The sequence below is a fragment of the Streptomyces sp. NPDC040610 genome (genome assembly GCF_055594065.1).
This window is the reverse complement of sequence record NZ_JBVIXA010000008.1, coordinates 274,445-291,828: the sequence shown is the minus strand read 5'-3', so window position 1 is coordinate 291,828 and position 17,384 is coordinate 274,445. Positions and strand designations below refer to the sequence as shown.

The following is a 17,384-nucleotide window of genomic DNA, read 5'->3' as shown; positions in this document are numbered from 1 at the left end:
TTCGAGATATGCGTTCGAGATATGCGTCGAGTCCGGAGCCGACCCCTCGGACGCCTGTGGACGCCCTCGTGCCGGGAACCGGGAGCCCAGCATGGAACCTTCGCGCGGCGTCGGCGACTGAAACTGGCGATCGGGGAACAATCAGTGACTCATGCTGACTCAAATCAGTTCGCGGCGAGGTCAGTTACTGACCAGATGTCAGCAGCGCGACCCCTCTGACCGGCCCTCGGCCACCGCACTCGGCCACCCTGCGCCGCTGCGGCGGGAGCCGCCGACTCGTACCCGCACGGACCTGTCCGGCGGCACGGCGCCGCCGGACAGGCCAGCTGCCCACAGGGGTTGTGCCGGGTACGTGCGGGGGTGGCTCGGGGCGGATTCAGGGACCGGCTAGGGCAGATACAGGGTGTAGAGGAGCTTGTCGGGCGCGACCGGTGCGGGGCCCTGGAGCACCCCGGTGGTGGCGTTGTCGACCAGGCCCTGCTTCACCTGCGCCGCGGTGTCCCCGGGCCGGAATCCGAGGTGCAGCGCGGCGGCCCCGGTGGCGTGCGCGGTGGCCATCGACGTGCCGCTGAGGGTGGCCGTGGCGGTGTCGCTGTCCTTCCAGGCCGAGGGGATCTGCGCGCCGGGCGCGAACAGCGACACGCACTTGCCGGTGTTGGACGAGGACATCACGCGGTCGGAGCGGTCGCTTCCGGCGACGGTGATCGCTTCGGGCACCCGCGCGGGCGAGGTGGAGCAGGCGCCGCCCGGCTGTCCGGCACTGCCCGCCGAGACGGCGTAAGTGACCCCCGAGCGGATGGAGTTGCGCACCGCGCGGTCCAGGACGTCGCTGATCCCGCCGCCCAGGCTCATGTTCGCCACAGCGGGCCTCGCCGCCTTGGCCGTCACCCACTCGACTCCCGCGACGACCCCTGACGTCGTGCCGGACCCTTGGCAGTTGAGGACGCGGACCGCCACCAGCTTGGCCTGTTTGGCCACCCCGTAGGTGGCACCCGCGGCGACGCCGCCGACGTGCGTACCGTGACCGTGGCAGTCGTTGCCGTTCTGCCCGTCGTTCACGGTGTCGATCCCGACCGAGGCCCGGCCGCCGAACTCCGTGTGCGTGGTGCGCAGTCCGGTGTCGATCACGTACACGCTGACGTTCGGCGCCGTGGTCCGGTACGTGTACGTCGTGGACAGCGGGAGCCGGCGCTGGTCGATGCGGTCGAGGCCCCAGGGGGCGTTGGGCTGCGTCTCGTCGGTCGCCGCGAGGTGCGTCGGTGCCGGGCGTGTCGGCGGCGCGGCGATCCGCACGCGGGTGTCCTGGCGGATGTACGCGACGCGGGGATCGGCGGCCGTGCGGGCCGCCTGCGCGTGGCTCATCCGCACGGAGAAGCCGCGCAGCGCCGCCCGGTACACATGCCCGACGCGCGCCCCTTCGGCTCGCCCGACGAGATCGCGCGCTACCGCGGACACATCAGAGGCGGTGGTGGACGAGGAGGAAGGGGAAGGGGAATCAGGGGCGGGCGCGGTGCCCCCGGGCTCTCTCAGGACGACGATCCAGCTGTCCGGCACGGCGGTCTCGCCGGTACCGGCCAGCCGTAACTTCCCTTCCGGGGCCGCCCGGTCGGCGGGCGCGGCCTCGGTGGCGGACGTGGCCTGGGCGGCGGGACCGGACCCGAGTTGAAGACCTGCGGCGAGCAGCACGCCGGGCAGCACCAGGGCTGCCGGGCGACGACGTATGGACGTTCTCATCTGCGGTGCACCTGAACCTTTCATGGACCATGGATGGGTCGGATCATGTGCGGTGCATTGCGGGTCGCGCGCCGGGCGTACGGTGCCTCTGGTGCGGCGCGGCGCGAGGGGTGCCCGCGGTACGGCGAGGAGCGCACGCCAGCGTCTCGCGCCGCCTCGGGACGGCACAAGGCTGTTCCTCAGGCGGCCGGCTGCCCGTTCCTGTTGAACTCCGCCACGTTGCGCTGCTGCTCCTCGTAGTTCGCGGTGAACCGCGTGTCTCCGGGCTTCACCGTCACGAAGTACAGCCAGTCCCCCTGGGGCGGGCTGGTCGCGGCGCGCATGGCGGCCTCGCCGGGGTTGGCGATGGGGGTGGGCGGCAGGCCCATGCGGGCGTAGGTGTTGTAGGGGCTGCCGATCTTCGTGTCACGGTTGGTGGTCTTGAGGGTGGAGCGGTTCAGGGCGTAGTTGATGGTCGAGTCCATCTGGAGCGGCATGCCCCGATCGAGGCGGTTGTAGATGACGCGGGCGACCTTGCCCATGTCCGCCGGGTTGTCCGCCTCGGCCTCGACCATGCTCGCGATGGTGACGGTCTGGTAGACGTTCACCGCGTTCCGGTCGGCCCCGGCGGTGACATGGCCGCCGCTGAACTTCTTGTTCGCCGTGTTGACCATGTACGACAGGACGGAGGCGGGCGTCGACTGGGAGCTGAGGGGGTAGGTCGCGGGGAAGAGATAGCCCTCGGGGTTGCCGCCGGCGTCGCCCGGGAGCTTGAGGTCGGTCTTCGACACAGCCTGCTTCGTCGTGCCGGACCGCACGTCAAGGGCCTTGTCGACGGCCTCGTACACCTGGACGGAGCGCCAGCCCTCGGGGATGGTGAGCGTCTTGGGCCGGGGTTCTTCCTCGGGCAGCAGGAGCGGCACCGCCACGGCGGTGGCCGCCGCCGCGGTGCCGATCGCGATCGCGGCGATCCGGCCCCGGCGCGTCAGCCGGATCGCGCCCCGCTTCAAGCCCCGTCGGGGGGTCGTGTTGTGCATGCGGGCACGCTAACCCGACATTCCTCTTATTTGCTGCATATCTGAGCGCAGCTCGCCCCACTGCCTCACGTCGCCGGCTCCAGCTGGGCGTCCCTGCGGACCAGCGCGGCGTACCGGCCGCCCCGGTCTAGCAGCTCGCCGTGGGTGCCGCGCTCGGCCATGCGCCCGGAGTCGAGGACCACGATCTCGTCGGCGTCGCGGACGGTCGACAGGCGATGGGCGATCGTGAGCGTCGTCCGGTTGGCCGACAGGGCGTCGATGGCCTGCTGCACGGCGTGCTCCGTGCGGGTGTCGAGCGCGCTGGTCGCCTCGTCGAGGATGAGGACGGGCGGGTCGCGCAGGATGGTGCGGGCGATGGCGAGGCGCTGCTTCTCGCCGCCGGAGAAGCGGTGGCCGCGCTCCCCGACGACGGTGTCGTACCCGTCGGGCAGGGAGGCGATGTGGTCGTGGATCTGGGCGGCCCGCGCGGCCGCGTGCAGTTCCTCGTCCGTGGCGTCCGGCTTGGCGAAGCGCAGGTTCTCCGCGACCGAGGCGTGGAAGAGATACGCCTCCTGGGAGACGACGCCGACCGCGCGGGCGAGCGTGTCGAAGTCCAGGTCGCGCACGTCGACGCCGTCGAGCGTGACGCGGCCGCCGGTCACGTCGTACAGGCGGGGCACCAGGTGGCTCAGGGTGGACTTGCCCGATCCCGTCGGCCCCACGACCGCGAGGCTCCCGCCCGCGGGGATGGCGAGGTCGATGCCGTCGAGGAGGGCGGCGCCCTGGCCGTCGTACCGGAACGAGACGTTCTCGAACCGGACCTCGCCCTTGATCGCCTCCAGGCGGACCGCGTCGGCGCGCTCGGTGATGTCGATGGGCAGGTCCAAGTACTCGAAGATGCGCTGGAACAGCGCCAGGGACGTCTGGATCTGCACGCCGGTCGACAGCAGGCTCACGGTCGGCCGGAACAGGCCCTGCTGGAGCGAGACGAAGGCGACGAGGGTGCCGATCGAGACGGTGGGCCCGCCGAACTGGAAGGCGAGTCCCGCGCTCCAGTAGATGACGGCGGGCATGGCGGCCATCACGATCGTGATCACGGCCATGCGCCAGCGTCCCGCCATGTTCGAGCGGACCTCGAGGTCGACGAGTTGGCGGGACTCCTCCTCGAAGGAGCGGGTCAGCGAGTCGGCGCGGCCCATCGTGCGGCCGAGCAGGATGCCGCTGACGGACAGCGACTCGGTGACCGTGGCGGCCATCACCGCCATCTGTCTCTGTCGTTCGGTCGCTATCTTCTTGCGCTCGCGGCCGACGCGGCGGCTGATCCAGACGAACACCGGGAGCAGCAGGAGGGAGACGACAGTCAGGCGCCAGTCGAGGGCGAGCATGGCGACGACGGTCGCGATGACGCTCGTCAGGTTCGACACCAGGGACGTCGCCGTGGACGTGACCGTCGCCTGCATGCCGCCGATGTCGTTGGCGATGCGGGACTGGACCTCGCCCGTGCGGGTGCGCGTGAAGAAGGCGAGCGACATGCGCTGGAGGCGGCCGTACACAGCGGTGCGCAGGTCGTGCATGACCTGCTGGCCGACGGTCGTGGAGATCAGGGTCTGCAGGACGCCGAAGACGCTGGTGACGACCGCGCTGAGGATCATGCCGAGCGCCAGCAGGCTCAGCAGGCCCGTGCGGCCCTCGGGGATCGCGGTGTCGAGGATCTCCTTCAGAAGGAAGGGGGTGGCCACGGACACCAGCGACGCGGCGGCGACCAGCAGGCCGACGAGGCCGAGACGGGCGCGGTAGGGACGGAAGAGACGCAGGATCCGGCGCAACTGGCGCGGTTGCTCCGCGGCACCGGGATCATCGGTCGGGGGTTTCCACAGGGGGTTGTCGTGGCGCATGGGCTCCTACGGGAGGGTGACGGAGGGCGGCGCGCGCGGGCGGCGGCGCATCCGCACCGACGTCGAGAGCGCACCGACGATGACCATGAGAGCGTAGCTCATTGTTACCTATACTCACAATGAAACAGGTCCTGATAATATTCCTGGCATGAGCACCCCGGACCTTCGCCCATGAACACCCCGGACACCGACGGACTGCTGGCCGAGCAGCTGCTGCGGCTCACCCGTCGGCTGCACCGCATCCAGAAGCGCCACCTGGAGCCCATCGGCGTCACCCCGGCGCAGTCCCGCCTCCTGCGCACCCTCGCGCACTACGAGCAGCCGCCCCGCATGGCCGACCTCGCGGAGCGCCTGGAAGTCGTGCCGCGCGCCGTGACCAGCCTGGTCGACGGCCTGGAGGCGGCCGACATGGTGCGCCGCGTCCCCGACCCCACGAACCGCCGGGTCATCCGCATCGAGCTGACCGAAGGCGGACTCAAGGCCCTCGGACGGCTCCGCGGCGCGCGCCGGGCCGCCGCGGAGGACATCCTGGCTCCGTTGGACGCCGCGCAGCGCGCGCAGCTGGGCGGCCTGCTCGACGCCCTGTTCGACGTGCCGGAGCGACACCGCTGCTGACCCCGCCGGGGACCGCGGCGAGCCCGCGAGGAACCGCAGCCGATCTGCCGAGGAGAGGCCATGCCCCTGCTGGAGCCCGACCCCGACGCACTGCGCCCCGCCCCGGACGGCCGCGCGCCGTCCCCCGACCGGGTCCCTGACAGCCGCGCGGGCGGCACCCCCGAGCCGCTGCGCGCCGATCTCACCGCGATCCTCGGCGCCGAGAAGGTCCTGACGAAGGTGTCGGACCTGGTCCGGTACGCGTCCGACGCGAGCCCCTACCGCTTCGTGCCGCAGGTCGTGGTCGTCGCCGAGGACATCGACGACGTCTCGGCCGTCCTGTCGTACGCGCACGGCCGGGGCCGCGAGGTCGTCTTCCGCGCCGCCGGGACCTCCCTCAACGGCCAGGCGCAGGGCGAGGACATCCTCGTGGACGTACGCAGGCACTGGGCGGGCGTCGAGGTCCTCGGGGACGGCTCGCGCGCGCGGATCGGCCCCGGCACGACGATCGCGCGCGCCAACGTCACCCTCGCCCGGCACGGACGCGTACTCGGCCCGGACCCGGCAAGCGCCATCGCCTGCACCGTCGGCGGCGTCGTCGCGAACAACGCCTCCGGAATGATGGCGGGCACCACCCGCAACTCCTACCGCACGGTGGCGTCCCTGACGTGCGTGCTGCCCTCGGGCACGGTCGTCGACACCGCCGAGCCGGACGCCGACGAGCAGCTCGCCCATGCGGAGCCCGCCCTGTGCGCGGGCCTGCTCGACATCAAGCGCGAGATCGAGGCGGACCCGGAACTCACGGCCCGCATCCGAGCGAAGTACGAGATCAAGAACACGAACGGCTACCGTCTGGACGCGTTCCTCGACGGCAGCACGCCCGTGGAGATCCTGCGCGGCCTGATGGTCGGCTCCGAGGGCACGTTCGGCTTCATCTCCGAAGTCGTCTTCGACACGCTGCCGCTCGACCGGCGCGTGTCGACGGCGCTGCTCTTCTTCCCGTCCCTGCCCGCCGCCGCTGCCGCCGTGCCGCGCTTCAACGAGGCGGGCGCCCTGGCCGTGGAGCTGATGGACGGCAACACCCTGCGCGCGTCCGTCAGCGTCCAGGGCGTCCCGGCCGACTGGGCGCGGCTGCCGAAGGACACCGCCGCGCTCCTGGTGGAGTTCCGCGCACCCGACGAGGCCCGCCAGGAGGCGTACGAGGCAGCGGCCGCGCGGGTCCTCGACGGCCTCACCCTCGTGGCGCCGGTGGCCTCCGTGACGAACGGCTTCACCCGGGACGCGAAGACGATCGCGGGCTACTGGAAGGCGCGCAAGGCGTTCGTGACGGCCGTCGGCGGCTCCCGTCCCGCGGGCACGACGCTGATCACCGAGGACTTCGCCGTGCCCCCCGCGCGCCTTGCGGACGCCTGCCAGAGCCTGCTCGAACTCCAGACGCGGCACGGCTTCGACGCGGCCGTCGCCGGGCACGCCGCGCACGGCAACCTGCACTTCCTGCTCGCCTTCGACGCGGGCAGGCCTGCCGACGTGGACCGGTACGCCGCGTTCATGGACGAGTTCTGCCGCCTCACCGTGGAACGGTTCGACGGCTCGCTGAAGGCCGAGCACGCCACGGGCCGCAACATCGCGCCGTTCCTGGAGCTCGAATGGGGCCGGAAGGCCACGGAGTTGATGTGGCGCACGAAGCGCGTCATCGACCCGGACGGCGTGCTCGCGCCCCGCGTCGTCCTGGACCGCGACCCGCGGGCCCATCTCCGGGGCCTCAAGACGATCCCGAAGATCGAACTGCTCGCGGACCCGTGCATCGAGTGCGGCTTCTGCGAACCGACCTGCCCCAGCGAGGACCTGACGACCACACCCCGCCAACGCATCGTGCTGCGCCGCGAGATGCTGCGCCAGCGGCCGGGCTCACCGGTCGAGGACGGCCTCGTGGCGGCGTACGGATACGACGCCGTGGACACCTGCGCGGGCGACGCGACGTGCAAGCTGGCCTGCCCGGTCGGCATCGACACGGGCGCCCTGATGAAGGACTTCCGGCACACCCGGCACTCGCCGCGCGAGGAGAGGGCGGCAGCGCTCGCCGCGCGGAACTTCAAGGCGGTCGAGGCGTCCGCCCGGCTCGCGGTGGCCGCGGCCGACCTGCTCGGCGCCCGCCTCGGCGGCGGCCGGGGCGACCGGCTCCTGACCGCCGTCACCCGGTCCGCCCGCAAGGCCGTCCGCCCCGACCTGGTCCCCGAGTGGCTGCCGGAGATCCCGGGCGCCGCCCCCGCCCGGCTCCCGCGCACCGCGCGCGTGGGCGCGGCCGCCGTCTACTACCCGGCGTGTGTGAACCGCATCTTCGCCAGCCCCGGCGAGATCCCCCTCGCGCAGGCCGTCGTCGCGGTCTCGGCCCGCGCGGGCAAGCCGGTGTGGATCCCGGACGACGTCGCCGGGACGTGCTGCGCCACGATCTGGCACTCCAAGGGGTACGAGGCGGGGAACCGCGTCATGGCCAACCGCATCGTCGAGGCGGCCTGGGGCTGGACGGCGGGCGGCGCGCTGCCCCTGATCGTGGACGCCTCGTCCTGCACGCTCGGCATCGCGCACGAGGTCGTGCCGTACCTCACGCCCGACAACCACCAACTGCACAAGGAGCTGACGGTCCTCGACTCCGTCGTCTGGGCCGCCGACGACCTCCTCCCCCACCTGACCATCCACCGCACCGCGGCCTCCGCCGTCCTCCACCCCACCTGTTCCATGCGCCACTTGGGCGACGAGCCGCAGCTGAGCGCCGTCGCCGAGGCCTGCGCCGACGAGGTCGTGGTCCCGGACGACGCGGGCTGCTGCGCCTTCGCGGGCGACCGGGGCATGCTCCACAAGGAACTCACCGAGTCGGCCACGCACCGGGAGGCCGTCGAGGTGACGTCCCGTCACTTCGACGCCCACCTCTCGGCGAACCGCCTGTGCGAGGTGGGCATGCAGCACGCGACGGGCCGGGAGTACGGCTCGGTGCTGCAGGAGCTGGAGCGGGCCACGCGCCCGACGGGCCCGGAGTGACACGGCTCGTACTTCCGGTGGGTGCTTCCGGACCGTCGTCCCTGCCCTCCTCGAACGGCGCCGTGCGGCGCACATCAGGTGGCAGTCGGCTCACCGGGGGCGCGGGACGCCCCCGCGCACCTCACCTCCCCTCGCCCGGCCCCCACAAGACGTCGACGCGCGCACGGCCGTCGGGTAGGCATGAAGGGCGTCGCACCGACCGGAGCGATCGCCGCACGAGTTGAGCGAGCAGTGGGGGGACGACATGGCCATCATCGTCACTTTCGAGATTCCGGGCGTCGGACAGGAGCTCTACGACGCCTGCATCAGCCGTCTCACCGACGGCGGCGAGTTCGCGTCGCTCGCCGACATTCCCGCACCCGGGCTGATCTCCCACGCGGCCGGGCCGGTCGAAGGCGGGTGGCGGGTCATCGACGTGTGGGAGTCCGAGGAAGCCCTCGAGAACTTCGCGAAGATCCTCCAACCGATCCTCGCCGATCTCGGCCACGCCGACGGCGAGCCGCAGATCATCCCGGCGCACAACGTCGTCACGCGCTGACCGACGCACTCGGTCAGCGGCGCGGGGCGGGTCGGCGACGTGGGGGGGCGGCGACGCGGAGCGGATCACCGTCCTCCCCCGGACCCGCCGGGTCCGCAAGTGCAAGCCCGCCCCGCGAAAAGTCCAACCCCCTGGCCACTTCGGTCTCTTGCGCCCCGACCGCCCCGCCATCAAGGTGTCTTCCGCCCCTAGGTAGGCACCGCGATGACGGAGGTCCGATGCACGACGAGAACGCGACACCGGCACCCGAAGAGTCCACCGACGAATCCACTGGCGGTCACTCCAGGCGCACGGTCCTCCGCACGGCAGGAATCGCCGGAGCAGGCCTGGGCCTTGGTGCCTTCGCGTCCGGCACCGCCCATGCGGACGCCCCCGCCGAAGCCCCCGCGGGCGCCGCCGCGGGCCCGGCCCAGTCCCCCGTCGAGGCCCCCGCCCGCAAGGGCAAGACGATGATCGGCGTGCCGTTCGAGCGCCGCTCCACGGTCCGCGTCGGCATCATCGGCCTCGGCAACCGCGGCGGCAGCATGATCGACCTGTTCCTCGCCCTGCCCGGCGTCCGCGTCGTCGCCCTGTGCGACCCGGTCAAGGACAAGACGGCCGCGGCTGCGAAGAAGGTGGTGGCCGCCGGCCAGCCCGCCCCGGCGACGTACACCAATGGCGACCACGCCTACGAGAAGCTGTGCGAGCGCGGCGACCTCGACTTCGTGTACGTGGCGACGCCCTGGGACCTGCACTTCGACATGGCCAAGTCGGCGATGCTGAACGGCAAGCACGTCGGCGTGGAGTGTCCGATCGCGATGCGCCTCGACGAACTGTGGGCGCTGGTCGACCTGTCCGAGCGGACCCGCAGACACTGTATGCAGTTGGAGAACTGCTGCTACGGCAAGAACGAGATGCGGGTCCTGCGGATGGCGCACGCGGGCAAGTTCGGCGATCTGCTGCACGGCGCGGGCGCGTACAACCACGACCTGCGCGGCCTGATGTTCGACCCCAAGTACTACGAGGGCCCGTGGCGCCGCCTGTGGCACACGCGGCTGCGCGGCGACCTCTACCCGAACCACGGCTTCGGCCCCGTCGCCAACTACATGGACGTCAACCGCGGCGACCGCGTCACGCACATATCCAGCTTCGGCACGCCCTCCCTCGGCCTCGCCGAGTACCGCAAGGAGCACATGCCGCCCGGCGACCCGAGCTGGAAGGAGACGTACATCGAGAGCGATCGCACGATCAGCCTCGTGCAGACCGCCAAGGGCCGCGTGATCCGCCTGGAGCACGACGTCTCCACACCCCACCCCTACAGCCGCATCAACAGCCTCGGCGGCACGAGGGGCGTCTTCGAGGACTACCCGGAGCGCATCTACATCGAGCCCGACCACACGAACGACGAGTGGGGCGACTTCGGTAAGTACGCCGCCGAGTTCGACCACTGGCTGTGGAAGGAGCACGCCAACCCGCCCGGCGGGCACGGCGGCATGGACTACATGATGATCTTCCGGCTGATGCAGTGCATGCGGCTCGGGCTGCTGCCGGACTTCGACGTGTACGACGCGGCGACGTGGACGGCGCCGGTGCCGCTGAGCCACGCCTCGATCAAGGCGAAGGGCGCTCCGCAGGCGATCCCGGACTTCACCCGGGGGCTGTGGAAGAAGGCGCGCCCGGGCATGGACTCGGAGAAGCCGAAGGAGTCCTGAAGCCGCGGGGTGGGCCCGGGCCCACCGGGCCCACCCCGCGTCTCAGCTCCGCAGGGCCGCCCTGTCCCCCATCACGACGACCGGGCGCAGCTTCGGGTCCAGCGTGCGCAGCAGATAGCGCATGCCGGACTTCGACAGGCTCACGCATCCGGACGTCCCGCTGCCGTGGTCCATGTGCAGCCAGATGCTGCCGCCCTTGGACTGGCCCTGGGGGCGCGTCGGGTCGTTGGGCGGGGCGCCCTTCACGCGGTTGTAGTCGATGGCGATGACGTGGTCGAAGTCGTGCCAGTGGGTCTTGGGCCAGTAGTGCGGTGCTTGGAAGGCGGCCGACTCGGTGTACGGCAGCCGGGCGCCGGGGTCGTCGAGGACGCCGCCCGCGTCGGTGAGCGTGAACACGCCGACAGGGCTGCGCTTGTCGTTCTCGCGGTGGTCGGGGGTCCAGCCCTTCTTGCCGTTGTGGGCGGGCCAGCTGCGGGTCTTCTTCCAGGTGGGGCCGGACGCGCCCGACCCGGACTTCCCCGTGCCGGACTTCTTCCCGCCCGTCCTCGTGTACAGAACGACCGTCGCGTCCGCCGAGTTCCTTCCCTCCCCGTACACCGCCACGACCTGACGGGAGTTCTTCGGGATCCGCGACTGGAGCCGGTCGCCCACGTCCGGAATGAGCCGCGAACTCTCGGCCGCACCGGCGCCCGTGCGCCCCTCCTCGCGTGCGGCGCCCTCGCCCCCGCCGTCCCCGTCGTCGCCCGAACCACCGCAGGACGTCAACAGGACGGAGCAGGCCGCTGTCGCGGCCGCCGTTCGCACCAGAGCAGCTATTCGCATGTCCCCCATCGTCGCACCGGGCGCTCACGCCCCCCGCCACGGACGCGCGCCGCCCCGGCGGGATGGCCGACTCTTTGCCCGGCCACGGAAAATCGTTTGCTTCGCACCACCGTACGAGGCGAACCTTTCACGGTTTGTTACCTCCGCGCGCTGGGACATCATGCACATTCGCGATCTTCCGTATGCAGATCCGGGCGAACCCGATACTCGCTCCGGCCCTCGTTTCCTGATCTGGCTCGGCCGCAACCAACTCGGCGGCCAGCTCAAGGCGCTCGGCTGGGGCCTGTTGCACTTCCTCGGCATCGCCGCGCTGCCGTACACCGTGGGGCTCGCGGTGCAGGCCGTCGTCGACCGCTCCGGCACCCGGCTCGCCCTCGCGGGCGGTGTGATCCTGCTCGCCGGGATCGCCGTCGCGGCCGGTGACACGATGCTGCACCGCACCGCCGTCACCAACTGGATCATGGCGGCGGCCCGCACCCAGCAGTTGCTCGCGCGCCGCACCGCGGTGCTCGGTGCCGCGCTCACCCGGCGCGTCGCCGCAGGTGAGGTCGTAGCGGTGTCCACCGGGGACGTCGAGAAGATCGGCTGGTTCGTGGAGGCGCTTTCGCGGTTCGCGGCGGCTGCGCTCACCGTGGTCGCGGTGTGCGTGGGCCTGCTCGTGTACCAGCCCTCGCTCGGCATCGTCGTCGCCGTCGGCATACCGGTCCTGGCGCTCGCCGTCCTGCCTCTGCTGCCCCGCGCGACGCGGCGCGCGGACGTCCAGCGGGAGAAGGCCGGGCACGCCACCGAGCTGGCGTCGGACACGGTCGCGGGCCTGCGGGTGCTGCGCGGCATCGGCGGCGAGGAACTGTTCCTGGAGCGCTACCGCCGTGCCTCGCAGGAGGTGCGGACGGCGGCGGTGCGCAGCGCGCGCATGTGGGCGGTGATCTCGGCGATCCAGGTCCTGCTGCCGGGGCTGCTGCTGGTCGTACTGCTCTGGCACGGCGTTCATCTCGCCCGCGACGGCCGCATCACGGTGGGCGAACTGGTCACCGTGTACAGCGCGGTGATGCTGCTCAACTATCCACTGCGGCACTTCGAGGAGATCGCGATGGCGTACTCCTTCTCGCGGCCGTCGGCGAAGCGGGCGGCGCGGGTGCTCGCCCTCCAGCGGACGACGGCGGCGAAGGGTACGTCCGCACAGGCCACGTCCAGGTCCGCGAAGGCCACGTCCGGCGACGCCGTGCCCTCCGGCGACCTGCACGACCCGGCCACCGGCCTCCTCGCCCCGGCCGGCCGCCTCACCGCCGTGGTCTGCGGCGACCCGGACGCGGCCGGGCGGCTCGCGGAGCGGCTCGGCGGGCACCCGGCGTTCCCGGAGGCGGCGGACCTGCCGTCCGTGCGGCTCGGCGACGTGCCGCTGGACGATCTGGCCCTCGACACCGCCCGCACCGCCGTCCTCGTCCAGGACAAGGACCCCGTCCTGCTGTCCGGAACGCTCCGCGCGCTCCTCGACGTACCGTCGTCGGGAGCCGTGAGCGCCAAGCAGGCCCTCGCCGCCGCGCAGTGCGACGACGTGCTCGACGCCCTAGTCCAGGGCTCGGTCGCCGACGATCCGATGGAGGCCCGCCTCACCGAGCGCGGCCGCTCCCTGTCCGGCGGCCAACGCCAGCGCCTCGCGCTCGCCCGGTCGCTGGTCACCGACCCGGAGGCCCTGGTCCTCGACGAGCCGACGTCCGCAGTCGACTCGCACACCGAGGCCCGGATCGCGGACGGCCTGCGCGACCTGCGCGCCGGCCGCACGACCGTCGTCCTCACCTCGTCTCCCCTGCTCCTGGACCGGGCCGACCGTGTCGTGTTCCTGCACGACGGCGAGGTCGCCGCGGTCGGCGAGCACCGCGAACTGATCGTCGGCGAGCCCCGCTACCGGGCCGTGGTGACCCGCGAGACGGACGACGAGGCGGCCGACAGCGACCGCGTGAGTGCCACCACCGAAACCGGAATCGACCTCCCCATCGGCATCGACATCGAGGAGCCCGCATGATCGGCCTGGCGCCGCCGGAGTACGACCCGGCCGCCCCGACCACCGCGGAGACGCTGCCCGTCGGGGCGCCCGCCACCGTACGGGCCTATGTGCGCGAGCTGTTCCGGCGCCACCGGCGCGCCTTCCTGACGCTCATCGCCGTGAACACGATCGGCGTGACGTCCTCCATGGTGGGCCCGTACCTCCTCGGGGACCTCGTCGAGAGCGTCTCCGACAACGCCCGCGAGCTCCATCTGGAGCGCACCATCGGCCTGTTCGCCGTCGCACTCCTCGTGCAGGCGTTCTTCGTGCACCAGGTGCGGCTGCGCGGGGCGATGCTCGGCGAGCGCATGCTGGCGGACCTGCGGGAGGACTTCCTGGTCCGGTCGGTCGGCCTGCCGCCGGGCGTCCTGGAGCGCGCGGGCACCGGCGACCTGCTGTCCCGGATCACCACGGACATCGACCGGCTCGCCAACGCCATGCGCGAGGCCGTGCCGCAGCTCGCCATCGGCGTGGTCTGGGCGGGCCTCCTCATCGGCGGCCTCGCCGTGACCGCGCCGCCGCTCGCACCCGCGCTGCTCCTGGCCGTGCCGCTGCTGGTCGTCGGCTGCCGCTGGTACTTCAACCGGGCGCCGTCCGCGTACCGTTCGGAGGCCGCCGGGTACGCGGCCGTCGCCGCCGCGCTCGCCGAGACCGTCGACGCGGGCCGGACCGTGGAGGCGCACCGGCTCGGGGCGCGCCGTGTCGAGCAGTCGGAGCAGCGCATCAAGGAGTGGACCGCCTGGGAGCGCTACACCCTCTACCTGCGCTCCGTCCTCTTCCCGGTCATCAACGCCACCCACATCATCGTGCTCTGCTCGGTCCTCATGATCGGCGGCGTGTTCGTGCTCCAGGGGTGGATCGGCGTGGGTCAGCTCACGACGGGCGCGCTGATCGCGCAGATGCTCGTCGACCCGCTGAACATCATTCTGCGCTGGTACGACGAGATGCAGGTCGCACACGTGTCGCTGGCCCGGCTCGTGGGCGTGCGCGACATCGAGCCGGACGCGGGCGACCCCTCCGTGCGGCCGGAGGGGCGCGCCGTCCACGCGGACGACGTGCACTTCGGCTACCGCGCGGGCGTGGACGTGCTCCGTGAGGTCTCCCTCGCCGTCGAGCCCGGTTCGCGGGTGGCGCTCGTCGGTCCTTCCGGCGCGGGCAAGTCCACGCTGGGGCGGCTGCTCGCCGGGATCTACGGGCCGCGGACCGGCCAGGTCACGCTGGGCGGCGCCGAGCTGACGCGGATGCCCGCCGAGGACGTCCGCGCGCATGTGGCGCTCGTCAACCAGGAGCACCACGTCTTCGTGGGCTCGCTGCGGGACAACCTGCTGCTCGCACGGACCGGCGCGAGCGACGCCGAGCTGTGGGCGGCGCTGGGCGCCGTCGACGCGGGCGACTGGGCGCGGGGCATGGACGACGGGCTCGACACGGAGGTCGGCTCCGGCGGTTCCGGGCTCACCCCCGCGCAGGCGCAGCAGATCGCGCTTGCCCGCCTGGTCCTTGCCGACCCACACACGCTGGTCCTCGACGAGGCGACCTCGCTCCTGGACCCGCGCGCGGCCCGCCATCTGGAGCGCTGCTTGGCCCGCGTCCTCGACGGCCGCACCGTCGTGGCCATCGCCCATCGGCTGCACACCGCGCACGACGCGGACGTCATCGCCGTGGTCGAGAACGGCCGCATCAGCGAACTCGGCAGCCATGACGAGCTGGTGCGGGCGGACGGGGCGTATGCGGCGTTGTGGAGGTCCTGGCACGGGTGAGATGGCCGCTGAGCGGCGGGGGCGGCGGGCGGCGGGGATGTCGGGCGGCACGGGGCGTCGGGCGCCGCGTGCGTGAGACTCCCGCCGAGCCGCAGGCAGGATGGCCGTCATGGACATCCGGCAGCTGGAGTACTTCCTCGCGATCGTCGATCAGGGAGGGTTCAACCGGGCGGCGAACGCCCTGTACGTCTCACAGCCCGCGCTCTCCCAGGCCGTGCAGGCGCTGGAGCGGGACCTGGGCGGCAGTCTGTTCCACCGGATCGGCCGCCGCGCGGTGCTCACCGAAGCCGGGACGGCGTTGATCGAACCGGCCCGCGCCGCCGTGCGCGGCCTGGAGACGGCCCGCGCCAGCGTCGCGGCCGTGCACGAGCTGCGCGCGGGCCGCCTGGACATCGCCGCCATGCCCTCCCAGGCGGTCGAGCCGCTGACCACGATGGTCCGCGCGTTCAGCGGCCCGTACCCCGGCGTATCGGTGAGTGTGCGGGCCGCCTTCACCTCCCGCGACGTCGTCGACATGGTGCGCACCGGCGCCGCCGAGCTGGGCCTCCTCGCCACGTCGGGGCCGCTTCCCGACAAGGAAGTGGTGTCCCATGCCGCCGGGGAACAGCGCTTTGTCCTGGTCACGCCGCCCGACGGGCCGTTTCCCTCCGGTCGGACGATCGCCTGCGAGGATCTGGACGGGCAGCGGCTGATCGTCGGGCAGCCGGGCACGGGCATGCGCGCGTACGTCGACGGCCTGCGCGAACGCGGCATCGACATCACCGTCGCGGCGGAGACCGAGCACCGGGTGGCGATCCTCCCCCTGGTCCTCGCCGGGGTCGGGCTCGCCGTCGTCACCGAGTCCTGGCGCACCATGGCCGAGCGGGCCGGGGCGCTGGTCATGGACATCGAGCCGAAGACGACGCTGCGCATCGCCCTGGTGAGCCGCCGCGCGGGGCTGTCCCCGGCTGCCCGCACCTTCATTACGTACGCACTGGAGGCCGTCAAAGAGCAGGGAAAACCGCACGTGGGCCGCTGATAACCCGGCCTTATATGCCAGATCGACAGAGCGACTTGGACGGCCCACCGACCTGATTGCTGCAATCGGCGCATGACCCGCCACCACCCCGTGACCCGCCACCACATCGCACTCATCCCCGGCGACGGCATCGGCGCCGAAGTCCTGCCGCCCGCCCAGCAGGTCCTGGACGCCGTCGGCGCCCGCCACGGCATCGAGTTCTCGTACACCACGTACGACTGGTCCTGCGAGCGGTACGTACGCGAGGGCGCGATGATGCCCGCCGACGGCCTCGACCGGCTCCGCGACAAGGACGCGATCCTGCTCGGCGCCGTGGGCTACCCGGGCGTGCCCGACCATGTCTCCCTGTGGGGACTGCTCATCCCGATCCGGCGCGGCTTCCGCCAGTACGTCAATCTGCGGCCGATCCGCGTCTTCGAAGGGGTCGGGAGCCCGCTGCGTGCGGCTGCCTCCGGTGGCGCCGACGGTGGCGTGGAGTTCGTCGTCGTACGCGAGAACGTGGAGGGCGAGTACAGCGAGATCGGCGGCCGACTGAACCGGGGGACCCCCGAGGAGCTGGCCGTCCAGGAAGCGGTCTTCACGCGTGCCGGGGTGACCCGGGTCCTCGATTTCGCCTTCGACCTGGCCGCGCGGCACGGCGGCACGCTCACCTCGGCCACCAAGTCCAACGGCATCGTGCACACCATGCCGTTCTGGGACGAACTCGTCGTCGAACGGGCCGCCGCCCACCCGGGGGTGTCGTGGGACCAGGAGCACATCGACGCGCTGGCAGCGAAGTTCGTCCTCGACCCGGCCCGCTTCGACGTGGTCGTCGCCTCGAACCTGTTCGGTGACATCCTCAGCGACCTCGCCGCCGCCGTCGCGGGATCCATCGGCATCGCCCCGGCCGCCAACCTCAACCCCGAGCGCGACTTCCCCTCGATGTTCGAGCCGGTCCACGGCTCCGCGCCCGACATCGCTGGCCGGGGCGTCGCCAACCCGCTCGGCGCGATCTGGTCGGCCGCCATGATGCTCGACCACCTCGGGCACCCCGAGGCAGCCAAGGACGTCACGGACGCGATCGCCGCGGTGCTGGCCAAGACGGACGTCCGCACGCCGGACCTCGGGGGCGGCGCGACGACCGCCGAGTTCACCGACAAGCTCCTCGGTCTGCTCTGACCGTCCGAACCGCTCGTAGCGAACCGTGAACGCCGCACCGCTCGCACCACACCACTCGCGCCGCACCGCTCAAACCGCACCACTCGCGCCGCACCACCCGCG

At 72.1% G+C, this 17,384-nt stretch carries 12 protein-coding genes; 8 read left to right on the top strand and 4 right to left on the bottom strand.

The genetic code is table 11. From position 1 onward, the window contains the following. Positions 1-387: 387 nt before the first annotated feature. The 3 genes from ACZ6AA_RS27050 to ACZ6AA_RS27040 all read right to left on the bottom strand — a co-directional run bounded on the left by ACZ6AA_RS27050 (position 388) and on the right by ACZ6AA_RS27040 (position 4,624). The gene (locus tag ACZ6AA_RS27050; RefSeq protein WP_471460457.1) at positions 388-1,734 is read right to left on the bottom strand and encodes a S8 family peptidase; all 1,347 of its coding nucleotides are present in this window, start codon (positions 1,732-1,734) and stop codon (positions 388-390) included. Between the two features lie 179 nt (positions 1,735-1,913). Continuing rightward, on the bottom strand, positions 1,914-2,750 hold the full coding sequence (gene mltG / locus ACZ6AA_RS27045) for an endolytic transglycosylase MltG (RefSeq protein WP_468455731.1): 837 nt from the start codon (positions 2,748-2,750) through the stop codon (positions 1,914-1,916). Positions 2,751-2,815: 65 nt separating this feature from the next. Further along, positions 2,816-4,624 (bottom strand): ABC transporter ATP-binding protein, encoded by a 1,809-nt coding sequence (locus ACZ6AA_RS27040; protein ID WP_468455729.1) that lies wholly within the window; start codon positions 4,622-4,624, stop codon positions 2,816-2,818. 171 nt (positions 4,625-4,795) lie between these two features. Between ACZ6AA_RS27040 and ACZ6AA_RS27035 the strand changes: the two genes are divergently transcribed. The 4 genes from ACZ6AA_RS27035 (at position 4,796) to ACZ6AA_RS27020 (ending at position 10,483) form a co-directional block, all read left to right on the top strand. Continuing rightward, positions 4,796-5,239: a MarR family winged helix-turn-helix transcriptional regulator gene (locus ACZ6AA_RS27035; protein WP_468455727.1), complete on the top strand. Its 444-nt coding sequence runs from the start codon at positions 4,796-4,798 to the stop codon at positions 5,237-5,239. Between the two features lie 60 nt (positions 5,240-5,299). Next, positions 5,300-8,254 (top strand): FAD-binding and (Fe-S)-binding domain-containing protein, encoded by a 2,955-nt coding sequence (locus ACZ6AA_RS27030; RefSeq protein ID WP_471460454.1) that lies wholly within the window; start codon positions 5,300-5,302, stop codon positions 8,252-8,254. 244 nt (positions 8,255-8,498) lie between these two features. After that, positions 8,499-8,792 (top strand): hypothetical protein, encoded by a 294-nt coding sequence (locus ACZ6AA_RS27025; RefSeq protein ID WP_468455723.1) that lies wholly within the window; start codon positions 8,499-8,501, stop codon positions 8,790-8,792. Between the two features lie 218 nt (positions 8,793-9,010). After that, positions 9,011-10,483, top strand: coding sequence for a Gfo/Idh/MocA family protein (locus ACZ6AA_RS27020; RefSeq protein WP_468482689.1), 1,473 nt, complete (start codon positions 9,011-9,013; stop codon positions 10,481-10,483). Between the two features lie 42 nt (positions 10,484-10,525). Here ACZ6AA_RS27020 and ACZ6AA_RS27015 read toward each other — a convergent pair whose 3' ends face one another. Continuing rightward, a complete protein-coding gene (locus ACZ6AA_RS27015; RefSeq protein WP_471460451.1) occupies positions 10,526-11,305 on the bottom strand; it encodes a L,D-transpeptidase family protein in 780 nt (259 codons plus the stop codon). 160 nt (positions 11,306-11,465) lie between these two features. On the opposite strand from ACZ6AA_RS27015, the gene ACZ6AA_RS27010 reads away from it, so the two are divergent. The 4 genes from ACZ6AA_RS27010 to ACZ6AA_RS26995 all read left to right on the top strand — a co-directional run bounded on the left by ACZ6AA_RS27010 (position 11,466) and on the right by ACZ6AA_RS26995 (position 17,282). Beyond that, the gene (locus tag ACZ6AA_RS27010; protein WP_471460449.1) at positions 11,466-13,328 is read left to right on the top strand and encodes an ABC transporter transmembrane domain-containing protein; all 1,863 of its coding nucleotides are present in this window, start codon (positions 11,466-11,468) and stop codon (positions 13,326-13,328) included. Continuing rightward, positions 13,325-15,106 (top strand): ABC transporter ATP-binding protein, encoded by a 1,782-nt coding sequence (locus ACZ6AA_RS27005; RefSeq protein WP_471460447.1) that lies wholly within the window; start codon positions 13,325-13,327, stop codon positions 15,104-15,106. Before ACZ6AA_RS27010 ends, ACZ6AA_RS27005 begins: the two co-directional genes overlap by 4 nt. 109 nt (positions 15,107-15,215) lie before the next feature. Then, a complete protein-coding gene (locus ACZ6AA_RS27000) occupies positions 15,216-16,124 on the top strand; it encodes a LysR family transcriptional regulator (RefSeq protein ID WP_468455713.1) in 909 nt (302 codons plus the stop codon). Positions 16,125-16,196: 72 nt separating this feature from the next. Beyond that, positions 16,197-17,282 carry a tartrate dehydrogenase gene (locus tag ACZ6AA_RS26995; RefSeq protein WP_471460445.1) on the top strand — a complete coding sequence of 362 codons (1,086 nt, stop codon included), beginning with the start codon at positions 16,197-16,199 and terminating at the stop codon, positions 17,280-17,282. The last annotated feature ends 102 nt before the right edge of the window (positions 17,283-17,384 follow it).

What these genes read in the sequence shown, in the direction of transcription:
- ACZ6AA_RS27050 (WP_471460457.1), bottom strand. Translation starts at nt 1,734, where the DNA reads ATGAGAACGTCCATACGTCGTCGCCCGGCAGCCCTGGTGCTGCCCGGC.
- mltG (WP_468455731.1), bottom strand. Translation starts at nt 2,750, where the DNA reads ATGCACAACACGACCCCCCGACGGGGCTTGAAGCGGGGCGCGATCCGG.
- ACZ6AA_RS27040 (WP_468455729.1), bottom strand. Translation starts at nt 4,624, where the DNA reads ATGCGCCACGACAACCCCCTGTGGAAACCCCCGACCGATGATCCCGGT.
- ACZ6AA_RS27035 (WP_468455727.1), top strand. Translation starts at nt 4,796, where the DNA reads ATGAACACCCCGGACACCGACGGACTGCTGGCCGAGCAGCTGCTGCGG.
- ACZ6AA_RS27030 (WP_471460454.1), top strand. Translation starts at nt 5,300, where the DNA reads ATGCCCCTGCTGGAGCCCGACCCCGACGCACTGCGCCCCGCCCCGGAC.
- ACZ6AA_RS27025 (WP_468455723.1), top strand. Translation starts at nt 8,499, where the DNA reads ATGGCCATCATCGTCACTTTCGAGATTCCGGGCGTCGGACAGGAGCTC.
- ACZ6AA_RS27020 (WP_468482689.1), top strand. Translation starts at nt 9,011, where the DNA reads ATGCACGACGAGAACGCGACACCGGCACCCGAAGAGTCCACCGACGAA.
- ACZ6AA_RS27015 (WP_471460451.1), bottom strand. Translation starts at nt 11,305, where the DNA reads ATGCGAATAGCTGCTCTGGTGCGAACGGCGGCCGCGACAGCGGCCTGC.
- ACZ6AA_RS27010 (WP_471460449.1), top strand. Translation starts at nt 11,466, where the DNA reads ATGCACATTCGCGATCTTCCGTATGCAGATCCGGGCGAACCCGATACT.
- ACZ6AA_RS27005 (WP_471460447.1), top strand. Translation starts at nt 13,325, where the DNA reads ATGATCGGCCTGGCGCCGCCGGAGTACGACCCGGCCGCCCCGACCACC.
- ACZ6AA_RS27000 (WP_468455713.1), top strand. Translation starts at nt 15,216, where the DNA reads ATGGACATCCGGCAGCTGGAGTACTTCCTCGCGATCGTCGATCAGGGA.
- ACZ6AA_RS26995 (WP_471460445.1), top strand. Translation starts at nt 16,197, where the DNA reads ATGACCCGCCACCACCCCGTGACCCGCCACCACATCGCACTCATCCCC.